General features: G+C 60.1%; 16 protein-coding genes. 2 read left to right on the top strand and 14 right to left on the bottom strand.

The genetic code is table 11. The features are described 5' to 3' along the window. Window positions 1–38: 38 nt before the first annotated feature. The 3 genes from IEX85_RS08535 to IEX85_RS08525 are packed head-to-tail and all read right to left on the bottom strand — an operon-like array spanning window position 39 to window position 1,941. The gene (locus IEX85_RS08535) at window positions 39–416 is read right to left on the bottom strand and encodes a hypothetical protein (RefSeq protein ID WP_188860167.1); all 378 of its coding nucleotides are present in this window, start codon (window positions 414–416) and stop codon (window positions 39–41) included. 19 nt (window positions 417–435) lie between these two features. Continuing rightward, entirely contained in the window at window positions 436–1,359 is a 924-nt protein-coding gene (locus tag IEX85_RS08530; protein ID WP_188860166.1) for a hypothetical protein, read from the bottom strand. A gap of 24 nt (window positions 1,360–1,383) precedes the next feature. After that, window positions 1,384–1,941 carry a potassium channel family protein gene (locus IEX85_RS08525; RefSeq protein ID WP_188860165.1) on the bottom strand — a complete coding sequence of 186 codons (558 nt, stop codon included), beginning with the start codon at window positions 1,939–1,941 and terminating at the stop codon, window positions 1,384–1,386. A gap of 515 nt (window positions 1,942–2,456) precedes the next feature. Between IEX85_RS08525 and IEX85_RS08520 the strand changes: the two genes are divergently transcribed. Then, the gene (locus IEX85_RS08520; RefSeq protein ID WP_188860164.1) at window positions 2,457–2,780 is read left to right on the top strand and encodes a c-type cytochrome; all 324 of its coding nucleotides are present in this window, start codon (window positions 2,457–2,459) and stop codon (window positions 2,778–2,780) included. A 12-nt stretch (window positions 2,781–2,792) separates the two neighbouring features. On the opposite strand, the gene IEX85_RS08515 is transcribed toward IEX85_RS08520, so the two are convergent. The 8 genes from IEX85_RS08515 to IEX85_RS08485 form a co-directional block, all read right to left on the bottom strand. Beyond that, window positions 2,793–4,130 carry a ferredoxin reductase family protein gene (locus IEX85_RS08515; RefSeq protein WP_188860163.1) on the bottom strand — a complete coding sequence of 446 codons (1,338 nt, stop codon included), beginning with the start codon at window positions 4,128–4,130 and terminating at the stop codon, window positions 2,793–2,795. Window positions 4,131–4,555: 425 nt separating this feature from the next. Beyond that, window positions 4,556–4,828, bottom strand: coding sequence for a hypothetical protein (locus IEX85_RS24000; protein ID WP_229721849.1), 273 nt, complete (start codon window positions 4,826–4,828; stop codon window positions 4,556–4,558). A 24-nt stretch (window positions 4,829–4,852) separates the two neighbouring features. Beyond that, a complete protein-coding gene (locus IEX85_RS08510) occupies window positions 4,853–5,998 on the bottom strand; it encodes a carbon starvation CstA family protein (protein WP_229721848.1) in 1,146 nt (381 codons plus the stop codon). Between the two features lie 522 nt (window positions 5,999–6,520). Beyond that, window positions 6,521–7,216 carry a two-component system response regulator BtsR gene (btsR, locus tag IEX85_RS08505; protein ID WP_188860162.1) on the bottom strand — a complete coding sequence of 232 codons (696 nt, stop codon included), beginning with the start codon at window positions 7,214–7,216 and terminating at the stop codon, window positions 6,521–6,523. Continuing rightward, window positions 7,213–8,892, bottom strand: a complete 1,680-nt coding sequence (locus tag IEX85_RS08500) for a sensor histidine kinase (protein WP_229721847.1) — start codon at window positions 8,890–8,892, stop codon at window positions 7,213–7,215. The genes btsR and IEX85_RS08500 overlap by 4 nt, the downstream gene beginning before the upstream one ends. A 245-nt stretch (window positions 8,893–9,137) precedes the next feature. Beyond that, entirely contained in the window at window positions 9,138–9,464 is a 327-nt protein-coding gene (locus IEX85_RS08495) for a hypothetical protein (RefSeq protein WP_188860161.1), read from the bottom strand. Between the two features lie 12 nt (window positions 9,465–9,476). Next, window positions 9,477–9,923 (bottom strand): hypothetical protein, encoded by a 447-nt coding sequence (locus IEX85_RS08490; protein ID WP_229721846.1) that lies wholly within the window; start codon window positions 9,921–9,923, stop codon window positions 9,477–9,479. A gap of 12 nt (window positions 9,924–9,935) precedes the next feature. Further along, window positions 9,936–11,669, bottom strand: coding sequence for an alpha/beta fold hydrolase (locus IEX85_RS08485; RefSeq protein ID WP_188860160.1), 1,734 nt, complete (start codon window positions 11,667–11,669; stop codon window positions 9,936–9,938). Between the two features lie 286 nt (window positions 11,670–11,955). Between IEX85_RS08485 and IEX85_RS08480 the strand changes: the two genes are divergently transcribed. Beyond that, the gene (locus tag IEX85_RS08480; protein ID WP_188860159.1) at window positions 11,956–14,280 is read left to right on the top strand and encodes an esterase-like activity of phytase family protein; all 2,325 of its coding nucleotides are present in this window, start codon (window positions 11,956–11,958) and stop codon (window positions 14,278–14,280) included. A gap of 187 nt (window positions 14,281–14,467) precedes the next feature. Here IEX85_RS08480 and IEX85_RS08475 read toward each other — a convergent pair whose 3' ends face one another. From IEX85_RS08475 to IEX85_RS08465, 3 genes are read right to left on the bottom strand one after another with little or no spacing between them, the layout of a single operon-like run. Continuing rightward, window positions 14,468–14,779 (bottom strand): hypothetical protein, encoded by a 312-nt coding sequence (locus tag IEX85_RS08475; RefSeq protein WP_188860543.1) that lies wholly within the window; start codon window positions 14,777–14,779, stop codon window positions 14,468–14,470. Continuing rightward, the gene (locus IEX85_RS08470; protein WP_188860158.1) at window positions 14,779–15,645 is read right to left on the bottom strand and encodes a DNA replication terminus site-binding protein; all 867 of its coding nucleotides are present in this window, start codon (window positions 15,643–15,645) and stop codon (window positions 14,779–14,781) included. Before IEX85_RS08470 ends, IEX85_RS08475 begins: the two co-directional genes overlap by 1 nt. Next, window positions 15,635–16,210, bottom strand: a complete 576-nt coding sequence (locus IEX85_RS08465) for a PilZ domain-containing protein (RefSeq protein ID WP_188860157.1) — start codon at window positions 16,208–16,210, stop codon at window positions 15,635–15,637. The genes IEX85_RS08470 and IEX85_RS08465 overlap by 11 nt, the downstream gene beginning before the upstream one ends. Window positions 16,211–16,284: the final 74 nt, after the last annotated feature.

Genomic DNA, 16,284 nt, shown 5'->3' with positions numbered 1-16,284 from the left:
CCCAGCCGCGAAGCGGCGACAACAGCAAATTGTTATGGTTATTTATTAGCTTCATTTGACAATATCTTATCGTTGGGTCTTTGTACTCTGATGTACCACAGATTAAAGCCAAAGAGTGTTAAGAAACCACCGAGATATAAAAGCACTCTAGCATCTAACAGAAGATCTTTTATCTGCAAATTCTTCTCTCTTAATTCGGCTAGTTTAATCTCGAACCCAACTAGCTTTTCAACATCCATTTCTTCTTTTGCTTCTTGTGATCTATAAAATTTTACCTCAGCAGCTAGTTTAGCCACTTCTATTTTTTGCTCCCATACTAGCGGCCTAAGATATACAAGTGAGAACAACACCAACACGAGGCCGCCAAGTGAAACAAACTTATATAAATTATCGGTTGGTAAATTATCTAAGTTCATGCTTATAAACCATAACGCCTCAATCAGCCGACGCGTTAGCGGTCGGTTGTATTGACTTGTTATGTGCACTTTGAATCTTCGATAATCTATAATTTAAAGCATCAATTTTTTCTACTAGAAAATCGGTCATTTTAGATGTTTCCATAATCTTTTCATCCATAGTATTATTTTTATTTTTTTCTATATCAATGAGATCCCGAGTTTCTTTTATTTGAGTTAACAGTTCATCTAAATCGTTTTTTATGATATTCAGGCGTGATTCATCCAAGCTCATCTTAATCGGAGTATTTTTAATATTAATATCTGAAACTGAATACATTGGTAAAAATATAGAAACAAGTAAACCTAAAAATGTAAAAGCTAAAGCAAATTGCGTATATTTTAACTGTTTTTTTGTTGACGCTTGGGCAATCTCATGTCTTATTACTTCTTCAGATTTAGAACCACTCTCCGAAAGAACTTTAAGAGACTCGGTAACAAATATTCTTTTCCTAGTGTATTTATAAATTAGTATTTTAATTTCTTTTTCTAAGGAATCAAAAGTTATATATTGCTCATCCGAACAGATCTCACCTATGCTACTAATTCCAATGTCACCAACAAAGTATGCCAATCCTTCGCTTTCAAGATGCTCAAATAACATAACAGCTGAAAGCATCATTTTAGAAATTTTTTCATCAATTGAATTAAGATCTATCGATCCACTATTAAATAGATCAGACTTTAACTTTAATGTTACGTCGGATTCAGATTTTACATCTATGTAACAATAATTAGGAATGTTCAACTCTTGTGGAAATGAATGATAAATATTACTAAGAACATTGAGTGGCCCTGAAATTCCATCAAGCTCAATCATTCTTAAGATAATTTGTTTTTCTAATTTGCTAAAATTTCTCATCATCTTTTTACACATAGCGCTCAAAGCAGCGGTGCGTAGCATCCGCTGCCTTTGCTTGTTAAATTTTTAATGTTCTTGGCTAGACCTTGACAAAAATAGCCCGATTACTATTGCAAACATAAACATACCTACCAAAGTTTGTCCCGTGGCAAGTATTTTGGTTAGGTCTGACTTAGGGTAAATATCTCCGTATCCAAGTGTCGTCATGGTAACAAAGCTATAATAAACACTATCTATCCGACCAATAATATCTCTCGAAAACTCACCCCAGGACCAATATATATAAGCCATAGAAAAGCCTATTTCTAAATAGTGGCCAAGAGCAAAAAATAAGGATCTAGCAGGGTCTCTTAACCCTCGCTTTTCTTCAGGAAAGACTATCTTAAGTAGGTATATTAAAGACCCTGCTTGAATTACTCCGATAACTATTCCTACGGCCAACAATTTTGGCAGGAAGCAAACCGCAACAACTGAAAAAATCAAACGTAACGTTAGGTATATCTCAGCCCATATATAGAACTCAACCTTCTCAGAAGTGACTTTTTCACCAAGTTTAGGGATAAGTGTATTTGGAGTAATCGCAGCTAATAAAGCTACGCCTTTCTTTGATGCCTCATAAATCACGCAGGATGCCTCTAAAATTTAACAGTCTGTTAATGAGGCCTCCGGCCTCATAATAATTATTAGAAAGTATACCTTTTTATAGATCATGTGAAGTTTTCGCGTATTACAACTCATTGTATTTAAATAACTTTTTTGTTGCTCAAGCTTTGATCGAAACTCAAAAGGTATCTTGCCCCCATTTCCCGGTTACCAAATGGTATATAGCGCCAGGCCCGAGCCAGGGACAAGATGCTAACCTATCAACTGTCCCTTCTTATCGTCACCGCCGCCACAAGCAGGTTTGCTATCTTAAAATATTTCCGAAATTACCGAATATCCCAAACGTCCCGGCTACCGCAGGGGCCGGTCTCTTTGAGCCGGTGAGAAAGGATTTAATTGTCGAGTCCAGAGTCTAGCCGCTAAGTCGCGAACTAGCGACGTTGTTGAAAGGTCGGGCGGCTATACTGGGGCCTGGTGGTGAGGCGTCAGGCGTGCAACGCCTGGTTGGCGGAGAGTGGTTGTATGGAGCGAAACGGATGAGGCGAGCTGTAGTCGCGGTGCTGTGCCTGGCGCTGCCGGTGTGGGCGCAGGGGCGGGACGAGGTGCCCGCGGCGGTTGCGGGCTGCGTCGAGTGCCACCAGGCGCAGGGGCTTCCGGGTATGCCAGGGTGGCCGCGTCTGGCCGGTATGGAGCGGTCCGCGATTGTCGAGATCCTGCGCGGGCACCGAGACCGCCTGATACCGGACAGTACCATGGACAAGGTCGCGGCTTACCTGGATGACGCCCAGATCGACGCGGCGGCCGATTACTTCTCCCGTATAGAGCCCGGCGATCCGTCGCCGTTCGATTTTGGCGACTGAATTGCGGGTTCCCTAGCGCATCTCGAACAGCTCCTGATGAAAGTGCTCGGCGGGCATTCCCGCGTTGATGAAGTCCTTGCGCAGTGCGGCACCGAACTCGGCCGGACCGCAGAACCACAGGCTCGCCTGCCGCCACTCGGGCACGGCGGCGCGAATCTGTTCGGCGGTCAGGTAACCGTCTTCCGGGGTGATCGTCAGGTGCAGCCGTACGCCGGCGGCACTGATATCGGCGGTGAGCTTGTCCAGCGCCGACTGGTCGACATCGGCGGTGCTGTGGAAAAGGTCGATCGGCCGTCCGTCCGGGTGGCGTTTGAGGTGTTTGAGCATGGCGATGAATGGGGTGATGCCGATGCCGGCGCCGATCCAGATCTGATGCGGGCGGTCATCCTCGAAGTCGAAGCTGCCATAGGGGCCCTCGACGGTGACCGGCAGGCCGGGCTTGAGCCAGTCGTTGAGCTGGCCGGTCCAGTCGCCCAGGGACTTGACGATAAAGGTCAGGCTCGGGTCCTCGTCGTTCCAGGCAGAGGCGATGGTATAGGGGTGCGCGCCCTCGGAGCTTTTCGAGGTGACGAAGGCGAACTGGCCTGGCCTGTGACCTGGCCAGCCGGGCTCCAGATCGATACAGCCCTCCACGACCCGCACACCCGGATACCATTTGACCGAGCGCATGGCGCCCGCCACCTGGCGCCGGCGCCCGACACGCCCGCTCAGTACCAGCAGGCCCGCTAGGGTCCCGCCGAGCAGCAACGCGGCCAGCAGCCATCCGACCGGCTGCGACCAGTAGTCGGTTTCGGTCAATATCAGGCTGTGGTAGACCAGCACCAGGTAGGCCGGCGCCAGCCAGGTATGGGTCTTGCGAAACCAGCGGTACGGAAAGGCCTTGACCAGCGCCAGCGTGATCAAAATTGCCGTTGCGTAAAAGGCCCATTCGCCTAGCGACTCCGCGAGCCCCCGCTGTCCGCGAATCCATTGTTCGACGCCGGAAAGCTCGGGACCCTGATGCCCGCCGCCCCTCTGCGGCCGGCTCAGCCAGCCCCAGCCGACCATCCATTTGGTGCCCTGCGCCAGCCACCAGTGCACCACGGCCAGCCCCAGCGCCGCGATACCGAGCCACTTATGCAGGCGGTAAACCTTGTCGAGCCCCTTCAGTGCCTGCTCGAGCCGTGGCAGGCGCAGCGCCAGCAGCATGGCGACGCTCATCAGGGCAATGGCGAGAATACCGGTGAACTGGACATAGAGATGACGGAAGGAAAAATAGTTCAGTTGCTCGGGCAGGGGGCCGTCCGCCAGCAGCCATAGGGCGGTGACGAGCAACAGCGTCGCGGCAAAGGCGATCTTGATCGGTTTCATGCGGCTGCCACTCCGTTGCAGGCGGTGGCTTCTGTCCGGCATACCTTAAATCTCACGCCCAATCTCCCTGGCTCTGTAAAGGCTGCTCCATTATCGGTGCTATTGGCTCGAATTGCAGGCCCAGGTGCCGGCAAAATCTTTCTTGGGGCCGTCATTCCCGCGTAAGCGGGGAGCCAGCAGTTCCCGGAGTTTATGGATTCCCGCGTTCGCGGGAATGACGTTGAGTTCGCGGGAATGACGGTGAGTTCGCGGGAAGGGCGGTGGCACTGAGGTAATGTAGTCATCGAATGGTGGCAAGCAGACCGGCCAGTCACTCATCACTTTCCCGCTTATCTGCGATGAACCCAAAAAAACGCCGCCTGGAACTGGGTTCCAGGCGGCGTACCGGTGCTTTGTCCGGCGGGCCCTTTCGGTGCCCGCTCAGGTCAGGTCCGCTCGATGGCCAGTGCCGACGAGGCGTCGTCCTGGTCCTGCTCGCGGCGGCCACGCAGCAGCAGCCAGCCCAGTACGAGGACGGAGGAGGCAATGCCGACCGGGCCCGCGATATCGAGCGACAGGCCGAAGCCGATTTCCGCCGACAGCAGGTAGGCGTTGACGACACCGGTCATAAAGGTCGCCGGCACGGTGCAGACCCAGTGGAACTTGTCGTGGCGCTTGAGCCAGGCGGCGGCGGCCCAGAGCATGATCACCGCGGTCATCTGGTTGGCCCAGCCGAAGTAGCGCTAGATCACGTTGAAGTCCATCTGGCTGATCAGGAAGCCGACGGCGAACAGCGGCAGTGCCACCATCAGTCGCTTGGCGACCGGCTTCTGGTCGAACCTGAGGAAGTCCGACAGAATCAGTCGCGCGGCGCGGAAGGAGGTGTCGCCGGAGGTGATCGGCAGCACCACCACGCCGAGGATCGCCAGCAGTCCGCCGACGGCGCCGAGCAGCGAAGTCGCGACATCGTTGACCACGGCGGCCGGTCCGCCCTGCGCCAGGGTGGCGTTGAGGGCTTCCGGGCTGTCGTAGAAGGACATGCCCAGGGTGGCCCAGATCAGCGCGATCACGCCTTCGCCGATCATGGCGCCGTAGAACACGAAGCGGCCGTTGCGCTCGTTTTCCATGCAGCGCGCCATCAACGGTGACTGGGTGGCATGGAAGCCGGACAGGGCACCGCAGGCGATGGTGATGAACAGCAGCGGCCACAGCGGCAGATCCTGCGGGTGCAGGTTGTCCAGGGTGACGCCGGCGGCGTAGAACGGCTTGTCGCTGAAGGCCAGGCCGATCAGCAGGCCGACGGACATGAAGACCAGCAGCGCGCCGAAGAACGGATAGAAGCGGCCGATGATCTTGTCGATCGGTACGATGGTGGCGACCATGTAGTAGCCGAAGATGATCGCCACCCAGACCGGAACCGAGGTGCCGGAGAGGTTGCCCAGCAGCTTGGCCGGGCCCAGGGTGAAGACCACGCCGACCAGCAGCAGCAGCAGCACGGCAAAGCCGTTCATGAACTGCTTGGCGATGCCGCCGAGCTCGCGGCCGACCACGGTCGGCACCGACGCGCCACCTGCGCGAACCGACAGCATGCCGGAGAAGTAGTCGTGCACGGCGCCGGCGAAGATCGAGCCGAAGACGATCCAGAGCAGGGCGGTGGGGCCGTACAGGGCGCCGAGAATCGGGCCGAAGATGGGGCCGAGGCCGGCGATGTTGAGCAGCTGCACCAGGTACACCTTCTTGGTGGACATGGGCACGTAGTCAACGCCGTCGTTGTTGGCAATGGCAGGTGTCTGGCGCTCCGGCCGGATGCCGAAGATGCGTTCGATGAGCTTGCCGTAGATGAAGTAGCCGCCGATCAGCAGCGTCACTCCGAGCAGGAACCACAGCATCGCTTACCCCCTTGTTGTGTTTTTAGTGGTTGGTACGGGGGCGAGCATAGGGGTGCGGCCGCTGAGCGGCATCCGCTAAATGCCTGAGCGGTCGTATTCGATGGCTGAGCGGTCAGCGAGCCTGCAGGAAGCGGCAGGACAAAATCGGCACAGCGCGTTCAGTAGGATGGGTGGAGCGACGCATGGCCAGGCGTTATCCGCCACTTAGGCGGGTAGGGCGTCGTGTAACCCATCGATGAGTAACAGTTAAGCGCCGGAGAACCCAAAGGCACCGATGGGTTACGCCGCCGTCAGGGACTGTGCAAAACATTGGTATCCTGTCGATGGCGGCTAGACCCATCCTACAGGTCTGGGAATTAACAACAGAATGCCATTGCGGCTTCACCCATCCGAGGATCTCAATGATGGGATACACGACGCCCAGATTCTCTGAGGGGCTGATCTCACGCGAGTATGCGCCGTTTCACCCATCCTGCGAATCGATCCTTTTTCCTGCTTTTGCGCGATGAAACTCCGATCATCTCAGAACGGCAGCTGGTAGCGTTCGCGCAGTTGCTTGAGATACCGGCGGGACACCGGCACGAGGGCGCCATGGCGGGTTTCGATCTCGGCGCCGCCGTCTTTCGGGGAAATGGCCTTGATGGCGTCGGGATTGACCAGATACTGGCGGTGCACACGCAACAATGGCAGACGCGCTTCCAGTGTCTTGAGCGGAAACTGGCAGTGCAGCTCTTCGCCGAGCGCTCGTACCTGGGTGCCGGTCAGGTCGACATAGGCGCAGTCGATATCCGCCGGGGATACCAGCCGTACCCGGTTACCCTGGTAGCAGGCCAGGCGTTCCAGGGGCGGCTCCGCCTCGCCGGGGCTAAGGGCCTCGATACGCGACAGGGTGCGGGCCAGGCGTTCGGGGTCGACCGGTTTTAGCAGGTAATCCAGCGCGGCCTCGTCGAAGGCGTCCAGCGCGTATTGCTGGTGTGCGGTCACGAACACCAGCAGCGGGCGCGGCTCGGGCAGCAGGCTGCTGACATCGACACCGGAGAGTCCCGGCATGTCGATATCGAGAAAGATCACGTCGGGCCGCAGGTCGCGGGCCTGCAGCAGCGCTTCCTTGCCGTTGCCGGCTTCGCCGACCACCTCGACAGTGCCGGCTTCGTCCAGCAGCGCCGCCAGCTCTTCGCGGGCGAGGGGTTCGTCGTCGACGATCAGGGCGCGGATCATGGCAGGGTGCCTCGGGGCCAGCTCAGTTCGGCCCGGGTGTACTGTCCGGGCTGATGGTGGAGCTCGAGTGTACAGCAGACGCCAAGGGCGGCAAAGCGCTCGCGCACAAGCGTAAGACCCAGACCGTCGGTCTGCTGCGGCGCCTGGGCGGCGCTGTCCTCGACCCGAATGCGGACACTGTCGCCATCGGCCCAGGCGTGAAGGCGCACCGCGCCGCCGGCCTCGGCACGGCTGATACCGTGCTTGACGGCGTTCTCGACCAGTGTCTGGATCGCCAGTGCCGGGACCTTTTCGTCCCTCAGCGCCTCGTCCAGCTCTTCGGCGAAGCACAGACGTTCGCCGAAACGCGCCTTTTCGATCGCCAGGTAGTGGCCGACATGGGCGAACTCCTGCGCCAGCGATACCGTGACGCTGGTACGGCCGAGGTTGCCGCGCAGGAAGGTGGCCAGATGCACGATCAGCGCCCGCGCATCCTGCGGAGAGCGGCGCAGCACCGCGGCAACGGTGTTGAGGCTGTTGAACAGAAAGTGTGGATTGACCTTGGCTTCCAGTGCCCGCAGCTCCGCTTCGGCCAGCAGTGCGCGGCTGGCCTGCAGCTGGCTGTGCAGGAGCTGGTTGGACAGGACGCCCGCGATACCGACGCCCAGGCTGCGGTTGAGGTTGCGGAACAGCTTGTGCTTGGGTTCGTACAGTTTGATGGTGCCGATGACTTCCTTTTCGCCCATCAGCGGCACTACCAGGGAGGAGCCGAGACCGCAGTTGGGGGCGATCGAACACTGATAGGGCGTGGTCAGGCCGTCGGCGAACACCACGCGGTTGTCGCGTATCGCTTCCAGGGTAATGGCGGAGGAAATGGGGCGCCCGACCTGATGATGGTCGGCGCCCATGCCCGTGAACCCCAGGATGCAGTCGCGATCGGTGATGGCAACGGCGGCGACCCCGGTTTCATCCTTCACCACGTCGGCGATGGCCTGCGCCGAGCGGGTATTGAAGCCGTCGTCCAGCAGCCCGACGCAGCGGCGGGCGATGCGCAGCGCGCGGTCGGAAATGCGCGCGGACAGCTCGTCGGCGCGAAACTTGGCGTCGCGGATAAAGCCCATGAACAGCGCCGCGCCGAAGGCGTTGGCCAGCATCATCGGCAGGGCAATGGCCTGCACCAGGGTTACCGCCTGCTCGAACGGGCGCGCCACCATCAGGATGATCGCCATCTGGAAGCCTTCGGCAAGGATGCCGAGCAGCAGCGCCTGCAGCGGGTTGAAAATGCGTTCGGTCTGGCCGCGGCGCTGCCAGAAGGCGTGCACCAGGCCCGCCATCAGACCCTCCCAGGTGGTGGAGATGGCGCAGGCGACATCGGTGAAGCCGCCCAGCGAATAGCGGTGCAGGCCGCCGGTCAGGCCCACCGCGGTACCGACCAGGGGCCCGCCGAGCAGGCCGCCGAGGATGGCGCCGATGGCGCGGGTGTTGGCGATCGCATCCTGCGTCTGCTGGCCGAAATAGGTGCCCATGATGCAGAAGCCGGAAAAAATCGCGTACACCATCAGTTTGTGGGCGGGCCAGCTCGACAGGTTGGCGAGGGGGCGAAACAGCGGGGTCTTCGAAAACAGATAGGCGATCAGCAGATAGACGCTCATCTGCTGGAACAGCGGCAGTACCAGTTGGAATTCGGTCGTGGCCACGCCCAGTCGATCCGTTCAGTTCTCGGGAAAACCCAGTATGCCAGAGCCGGTCCCTTGCGGCACTGGACCCAAGCCATTGAGTCAGAAACGAGGACCTGGGGGCTGCTGAGCGAAGCGCGCCGTTATTCAGGGAGCTCTCGCAGTCCGGTATGCCGTTCCCGCCATTCGCGGCGAGGCGCCACTCCCACGGGCGAACCCCGGTGGGGGCCATATTCCGGAGCTGGGTACAGGGTCCGCTCTGTGTGTTATAGAAAGACGTCGAACGCCGTATCGATAACCAGGTCGATCAAAGCGTTCCTGAAGCGATCCAGCCTGATAAGGGCAAGCCCCGACTGCTTCAAAGAATGCAGTTCTGCGACATCTTTTTTCCCCATCACCAGCCATTCGAAGTCGTCCTGTGACAGTTCGCCGCCGGCGAGCAGCCGGGTCCAGCGTTGCAGGTCGTCTCGGGAGGTTTGCAAAAAGCTGTCGGCGTCCTTGAGCGCTTCGTCTCTGAAGCCTTTTAGCGTTCGCTTCGCCAGCTCTTTGACGCCGTCTTCAACCGCTTGCGTGAAATCATCGAAATTTGCCATAGAAATGACCCTTTACTGAATGTCCCGCGGTTTTATTTTTCCGCTTTCAAGCCCGATTATCTGGTCAAACCCCATGGCTACGTTTTTCTTCGCTTCGGTCACAAAAACCTGCGTTAAGAAGCCTTTTTCTTTCCAGCGGACCAGGAAGCCACCCAGAAGGTGCCTGGAGGGATCCTTCATGATTGCCCACTGCTTCGTGACGATCTCGTTTTTCGGGCGGCCATGGGCGTACTCATAGGCCTTGTCGAGTTCTATCCTGAGCTGTTCGGCCGCCTCCCGGTGATCGGCGTAAGGGCTGGTTGCCTTGTCCATCAGCGCCAGTGAATCCACTTTGATGGAAGTGGCGTTTTGATAAGCCGTTTTGTCGTAGCTGCCTATAAGCGTGGAACAACCCGTGACTGCGAATAGCAACAGCATCAGCCAAACGGCTGACGGATTTTGCCGGGTGATCGACTTCATCGATGTCTCCTTTTACAGCTTCGTCAAAACCGTCCAGACCGCCATCACGTAGCCCACCATAAGCACGGTCGTCTGCCACTGCGCCCAGCCAAGGTTGGTGTGGGTTCGGAGGATGGCGTAGCCGATGGCGATCAGCAGCGTGGCGATCAGGACCCAGATCAGCGGGGCCAGCAACCCCGGCAGCCAGACCAGCAGGTTGCGGTGCCTGCGGATCAGCTGCGGGCTGGCGTGGGCCTCGTTGCCTTCCTCGCCCAGGATGAAGTCGGCGATGGCGTTCCAGTTGTCCTCGTTGAGCGCGGCGCTGTGGGCGCCGCGCACGTAGGTCACCTGGCTTACGGACGGCGAGACAAAGCCGTCGTGGCCGGCGCTGCCGAGATCCTGCCACCGCAGCGTCTGCATGGCCTTGGGGAAGAAGGCCACCACCCAGTCGGCGCTGGCGACGTAGTTGGCGACGCGACGGACCTGGCCGCTGGCGATGTAGCGGTCCCAGTCGTACTGGCGGCGTACCACGCTGCCGGCGAACACCACGCGGTCGAAGCGGCAGCAGCGGTAGTCGCGCAGCGCGCTGGCCAGCAGGTAGGTGCCGTTGCTGTGGCCGATGAACGAGAAGCGCGCCCTGGGATAAAGCGCGCAGGCCTCGACATACTGGTCCATAAACCACTGCGTCTTGGTCCGGCGCTCGCCCGGCAGGATAAATCGCAGCATCGGAAAATAGCCGTAGCTGGAGGTTTCGGTGGCGACGATACGGCCCAGCCGCTTGCCTTTTTCCCGCACCCGTCGCGCTACCTTGTGGGTCCAGTAGCCGGCGTCGCGGATGCCGTGTATCACGAAAATGACGTCGGTGACCTCGGGACGCGGCTCGCCGAAGGCGCTGTCCGCCGGCAGCGTCTGCTCCGCTTCCAGGGTTTCGCGCGGCGCCGTCAGGGCCCTGGTGAAAACGGCAGCGCGCTCGCGTCCTTTGGCGGAGTCGTCCATTTCGATGACGTTGGCGTGGCCGGAGTGGGGGACGTCGAGGTAGACGAAATCGCGGCCGGAAATAAGGTCGATATTGTCGCCCGGTGACACCATGTCGTCGATCGAGCCGAGCAGCTGGATGGTGAGCGCATCGCCGGGGCGCTCTTGGTCGGGGGGCTGATCGTTGGCGCGCTGTCGCATCAGCAGCCATTGCAGGCGCAGCTCGGCGATGAACACCGCTCCGCGCTGAATCGACAGGATGATCGGCTGGCGACCGGGTCGGAACAGCGACAGCGCGCGTCCGATCAGGATACCGAGGGTCCATAGCACGGCGTTGAGCAGCGACAGGTGATGGTTGATCGCCCAGCCCCGGTTCATGCCCGCCAGCAGGATGACGCGTTTGACGTGGCCGGCCCAGGCCCTGGGTTCGCCGGCGCCGAGGCGCGGGTCGAACGGTGCCTCGGGGTTCTCCCCGCAGGCGCAGACGTAAAGCTTGCGCGCCAGCAGCGCGCCCATGCTGTGGCCGATTAGCACCACGGAGCTGTAGGGGCCCTGCTCGGCCCAGCAATGGTCGATCCGGCGCAGCAGGTCGGCGACGACGTCGTTGCAGTCGGCGAAGGAGAAGAGCCCGAGCGGCAGGTCGGGAACCAGGATGTCGGCATTGGGTTTCGCCGCCGCGACCCGGTCCCGTAGCGTGCGCAGGTGCTGCCTCGACTGGGTATAGGCATGGAGCAGTACCACCAGCTCCCGGGAGCTGCCGCGTCGCTCGAATATCGGTACCTTGTTCTTCATCCCTGAGCTCCCTGGCGAACTGAGAAACACTCCAGCCCGGAAAACTGCACCCGAAAAGTTTAGCAGGCCGTGCGAGGGACGCGCGGCGCAGCCGGTTCCACGCAGGAAAGACCGCCTGACACAGCGCCGTCATCGGAGCTTCATCAAGGGCTTCTAGAATTTTCCGGCTCGGCGGATGTCCCGAAGCGGTTCGAGGGAAAGCAGTCGCCGCCATTGATTCGTCGCCGGTCGCACGCAGTGCGAGTTGCCGGTTGCGCTGTCTGAAAAAGGATCTGGAGAGTTGCGCATGACCAGAAACAAGCTAAGCACGATCATTGCCGGACTGCTGCTGACAACCGGTGCCGGGGGCGCGGGGCTTGCGGTGGCCAAGGACCACGGCGACATGAGCTTCCAGCGCGTCTCGACGCTGGCGAATTACCTCAACAACGGCGAGGCGATCGATCAGGAGACGGTGTCGGAAATCGTCGCGGCAACCCGCGACGGCATGACAGTGGTTTATACCGACAGCCCGCTCGAGCAGATCGGCTTCGTCGATATCACCGATCCTGCCATGCCGCAACCGGCCGGGACCCTGGCGCTCAATGGCGAGCCCACCTCGGTGGACGTGGTCACCGTGGGTCAGGGCCGCGATAAGAAGGAGTATGCCCTGGTGGCCGTCAATACCAGCGCCGACTACGTCAACGTCAGCGGCGAACTGGTGGTTGTCGACATCGCCAGCCAGGCGGTGGCCGCGACGCTGGATCTGGGCGGTCAGCCCGACTCCATCAAGGTCAGCCCCGATGGCCGTTACGTCGCCATTGCCATCGAAAACGAGCGTGACGAGGATATCGAGGTCAACGATATCGAAGGCGGACTGCCGCAGTTTCCGGCCGGGTATCTCGCGATCGTCGATATCGTCGGCGACTCTCCGGCTGACTGGAGCCGCCGGGACGTGGATCTGAGCGGCCTCGCGGCCTACGGTGGCGACGATCCGGAGCCGGAATTCGTCGACGTCAACCGCGACAACCTGGCCGCCGTATCGCTGCAGGAGAACAACCATCTGGCGATCGTCGACCTGAAAAGCGGCGAGGTGCGCAGTCACTTCGACCTGGGAACGGTGGATCTCGAGGGCGTCGACGCCCATGAGGATGACATCATCTCCCTTGGCGACGACCTCGCAGCCGTTCCCCGCGAGCCCGACGCCATCGCCTGGCTGAAGGGCAAGCAGGGCGAGTGGGTGATCGCCACCGCCAACGAGGGGGATCTGTTCGGCGGCAGCCGCGGCTTCTCGATCTTCACCCAGAATGGTGACCTGCTGTTCGACAGTGGCAGCAGCTTCGAGGAAATCGCGGTTCGTCACGGCCACTACCCGGAAAGCCGTTCCGAGAACAAGGGCTCGGAACCCGAAGCCATCGAGCAGGGCACCTTCGGCGACGATGACTACCTCTTCGTCGGATCCGAGCGCGGCAGCTTCGTCGCCGTTTACCGGATGGAGGCTGGCGAGCCCGAGTTTTCACAACTGCTGCCGGCACCGTTCGGACCGGAGGGCGTGCTGGCCATTCCGCAGCGCAATCTGCTGATCGCCTCGGGCGAGGAAGACGATCCCAGCTTCGGCGTGCGCTCGAGCATCATGGTTTACGAGCTGAAAAAGGGCGCGCCGGCCTATTCGCAGATTGTTTCCGCCGATGTCGACGGCAAGCCGATCGGCTGGTCGGCGCTGTCCGGCATGACCGCGGTGCCGGGCGAGAAGAACAGCCTGCTGGCGGTCTGGGATTCCTACTACTCCGAGAGCCGGATCTTCAGCATCGATACCTCGGCGCAGCCGGCGCTGATCACCGGCGCAACCACGATCAGTGGCGGCACCGGCAATTATGATCCCGAAGGCATCGCCATCGCGCCCGACGGCAGCCGCTGGGTCGCAAGCGAAGGCAATGCCAGCGATTCGCGCCCGAACCGCCTGCTGCACCTGGATGAAAATGGCGCGGTGCTGAGCGAGATCGGTCTGCCGCAGGAGATTCTGGACTGCCGCGCCGCCTCCGGCGAAACCGGTACCCTGGGCTCGGGCTTCGAGGGCGTCGCCGTGGTACCCGGCAACGACGGTGACTACAGCCTGCTGGTGGCGCAGCAGCGCGGCTGGGACTACACCACTGCCGCATGCGATGCTCTGGACGATGACGCCGGTGGCCTGAACGCGAACGGTCAGCCGAACCGTACCCGCCTGTGGACCTATGACCCGCAGTCCGGCGACTGGGGACATATCGCCTGGGAACTGGCCGCGCTGCCGGAGAACGCATCCTGGGTCGGGCTGTCGGAAGTCACCCGCGCGCCGGACGGCTCGCTGGTGGTGATCGAGCGTGACAACCGCACCGGCGACTTTGCGCAGCTGAAGACGCTGGTACGGGTGGAGCCTTCGGCGCTGGAGGACGGTATCGTCACGGCGGACGAAAAGCAGGTCTACAATCTGCTGCCGGCGATGCAGGAAAGCCGCGGCTGGATCAGTGACAAGCCGGAGGGCGTCGCCATCACCGAAAACGGCAAGGCATTCGTCGTTACCGACAACGACGGTGTCGACGACTGGTCCGGCGAGACCTCCTTCCTCGAGCTGGGGCCGTTCAAAAAGCTGTTCAGGTAAGGCGGGACAGGAGCTGGATCGAAGGCGCGGATCGGAGGATGGGTGAAGGCGCGATCCGCGGCAAGTCTTTCCGCTTGCCGCGGATCAAAACAGCGCCGTAACCCGTCATATCGATCGTAGTGCAGATCGATTGGTCTCAGGTGGCAGGGCGGCTGTTGGGTTACGGCCGTTCCGGCCTCCACCCAACCTACGGCGCGTCGCGGTCGTCCTTCTTGCCGTCCTCGGTAGTGCCATCCCTGCCGTAGTAGTGATCTTCGTAGTAGATGCCGCGGATATCGAGGCGGCGCTCGACCCAGCGGTTGTAGAGTTTCCAGATAAAGAACGCCGGCAGCATCACCAGGGCAATGGCGAGCATCAGGCCGGCGCCGGCATGGCTTTCGGGCACCAGCGCGGTAATCCAGTCCAGCACGCCAAGCGTTTTGAACAGCAGAAACCAGGCGCCGAGAAAGAGCAGCCCGACGGCGGTGGCGATATGGTGCAGCAGTTTGGTGTTTGTCATCAGTTCATATATCGGTGGATGCGAAGGCTCGGCAAAAAGGGTTCGGGGTCGATACGGGCGTCGGAGCGCTCGGCGCGCTGGCGTCCGGTTGGCGGTATCAGCTCGGGCCTGTTGTGCTCCGGAAGGGCCTGGCCCTGGGCCAGCGGAAATACCAGCGGCAGCGGACAGTTGCGCGCCTGGCGCTCCCATCCGGCGTCGGTTTTCCAGCCGATATTGGCGCGCATCACCGGCACCTGAGTCTGCAGTTGGGCCAGCGGCGTGTGTTCCGGCAGCGGCGAGAGCTTCGCCAGTTGCACCTGCACGTGGGGCTGGCTCTGGTCGAGCCGCAGCAGCATCTTCAGGGCTTCGGCGGCGCTGAGGCGGCGAATGCTGCGCCCGCTGCTGTACCAGTTGAAACCGACCCGGGTCGGTGTCCGGTCCAGTACGGGTACCTGGCGGTAGCACTGTTTAAGATGGATGCGGCCAAGGCCGTGCAGGTTCAGCAGTTCGGCCAGCTGTCCTGCGCGATGTGCCAGACGTTCCGGTAGCTGGCGCAGATGGTCGGCGTTGAGGCTGGTGGCGGCCTGCTGGAAATCGGCCTTGCGGGCGTTCAGCGCCAGGGTGGCCTCGAGCAGCTCGGGGCCGGCGCCGATCAGGCCGTGGCGGCTGCGGGTGCGTCGCCCGTCCTGGCCATCGCGATACCAGATGTCGGCAATCAGCGAAATGGCCGTGGCTTTTTCGCCCAGGCCGGCTTCGCTGTCGTGCAGCGGCAGCCACAGGGGCCGGTCGCTGTCGCGCAGCAGGGCGCTGAAGCGGGCGAGTGCCTGGCTCAGGGCATCGAAGGCCTCCAGCAGTTCGCTGGCGAGCGCCGGGTGGTTATCGGTCATGCCGGCCGAGCTGGCGCTGTCGCTCCCGCGCCTGGGCTTCGAGAATGTAGCGCGCGATCAGGGTGCGGCAGCTTTCGGTGAGCTTGAAGAACTCGATGGCGATATGGAAGCCGTCCTGGATCGGGGCGCAGCGCTGAACGCGGGCGTACAGCAGCATGCCGAGGTGGCTTTCCGGGAACACCAGTTTCAGCGCCAGATAGTCGCCCTGGCGCAGCGCCTGGTTGCTGTCGAACGACAGTCCGCCCTCACTGAGGTTGATGGACTTGAGGCGCAGGCCCGAGGTGTCGGTCAGCTCCTGCGACACCAGGCTGTTGGCGATCATGTCGATCTTGGTGTTGATCAGCTTGAGGTAGCCGGCGATGTCCGGCTGAGACTCGCCGATCTTGCGCAGCAGGTGGCTGGTTTCGCTGTCCAGCGCCTGCAGCTCGCCAAGCAGCAGGAAGTGGGGCGAAACGTCGAAGTGATAGGGGCGTGCGCTGGTCATGACGTCGGATTCGGGTACCACCCGATACTCCAGCGCGACCTTGTGATCGATTCGGTAGAACTGACGACGGTCCTGGCTCATCTGCATGCTCTCGAAGGGGCCCGATTCCTGCTGAGTATAACGAATTATTTGCCTGATTTCGTTAGAGTTATCCC

Source organism: Marinobacterium nitratireducens (assembly GCF_014645375.1).
Classification (GTDB): domain Bacteria; phylum Pseudomonadota; class Gammaproteobacteria; order Pseudomonadales; family Balneatricaceae; genus Marinobacterium_A; species Marinobacterium_A nitratireducens.
This window is presented reverse-complemented; position numbering and strand designations above follow the sequence as displayed.

Bases quoted from the DNA above. Each gene is read 5' to 3' on its own strand.
- IEX85_RS08510 (WP_229721848.1), bottom strand. From the start codon at position 5,998: ATGCTGTGGTTCCTGCTCGGAGTGACGCTGCTGATCGGCGGCTACTTC.
- IEX85_RS24000 (WP_229721849.1), bottom strand. From the start codon at position 4,828: ATGACCGCGGTGATCATGCTCTGGGCCGCCGCCGCCTGGCTCAAGCGC.
- IEX85_RS08485 (WP_188860160.1), bottom strand. From the start codon at position 11,669: ATGAAGAACAAGGTACCGATATTCGAGCGACGCGGCAGCTCCCGGGAG.
- IEX85_RS08475 (WP_188860543.1), bottom strand. From the start codon at position 14,779: ATGACAAACACCAAACTGCTGCACCATATCGCCACCGCCGTCGGGCTG.
- IEX85_RS08520 (WP_188860164.1), top strand. From the start codon at position 2,457: ATGAGGCGAGCTGTAGTCGCGGTGCTGTGCCTGGCGCTGCCGGTGTGG.
- btsR (WP_188860162.1), bottom strand. From the start codon at position 7,216: ATGATCCGCGCCCTGATCGTCGACGACGAACCCCTCGCCCGCGAAGAG.
- IEX85_RS08495 (WP_188860161.1), bottom strand. From the start codon at position 9,464: ATGGCAAATTTCGATGATTTCACGCAAGCGGTTGAAGACGGCGTCAAA.
- IEX85_RS08465 (WP_188860157.1), bottom strand. From the start codon at position 16,210: ATGAGCCAGGACCGTCGTCAGTTCTACCGAATCGATCACAAGGTCGCG.
- IEX85_RS08490 (WP_229721846.1), bottom strand. From the start codon at position 9,923: ATGAAGTCGATCACCCGGCAAAATCCGTCAGCCGTTTGGCTGATGCTG.
- IEX85_RS08530 (WP_188860166.1), bottom strand. From the start codon at position 1,359: ATGCTACGCACCGCTGCTTTGAGCGCTATGTGTAAAAAGATGATGAGA.
- IEX85_RS08515 (WP_188860163.1), bottom strand. From the start codon at position 4,130: ATGAAACCGATCAAGATCGCCTTTGCCGCGACGCTGTTGCTCGTCACC.
- IEX85_RS08535 (WP_188860167.1), bottom strand. From the start codon at position 416: ATGAACTTAGATAATTTACCAACCGATAATTTATATAAGTTTGTTTCA.
- IEX85_RS08480 (WP_188860159.1), top strand. From the start codon at position 11,956: ATGACCAGAAACAAGCTAAGCACGATCATTGCCGGACTGCTGCTGACA.
- IEX85_RS08470 (WP_188860158.1), bottom strand. From the start codon at position 15,645: ATGACCGATAACCACCCGGCGCTCGCCAGCGAACTGCTGGAGGCCTTC.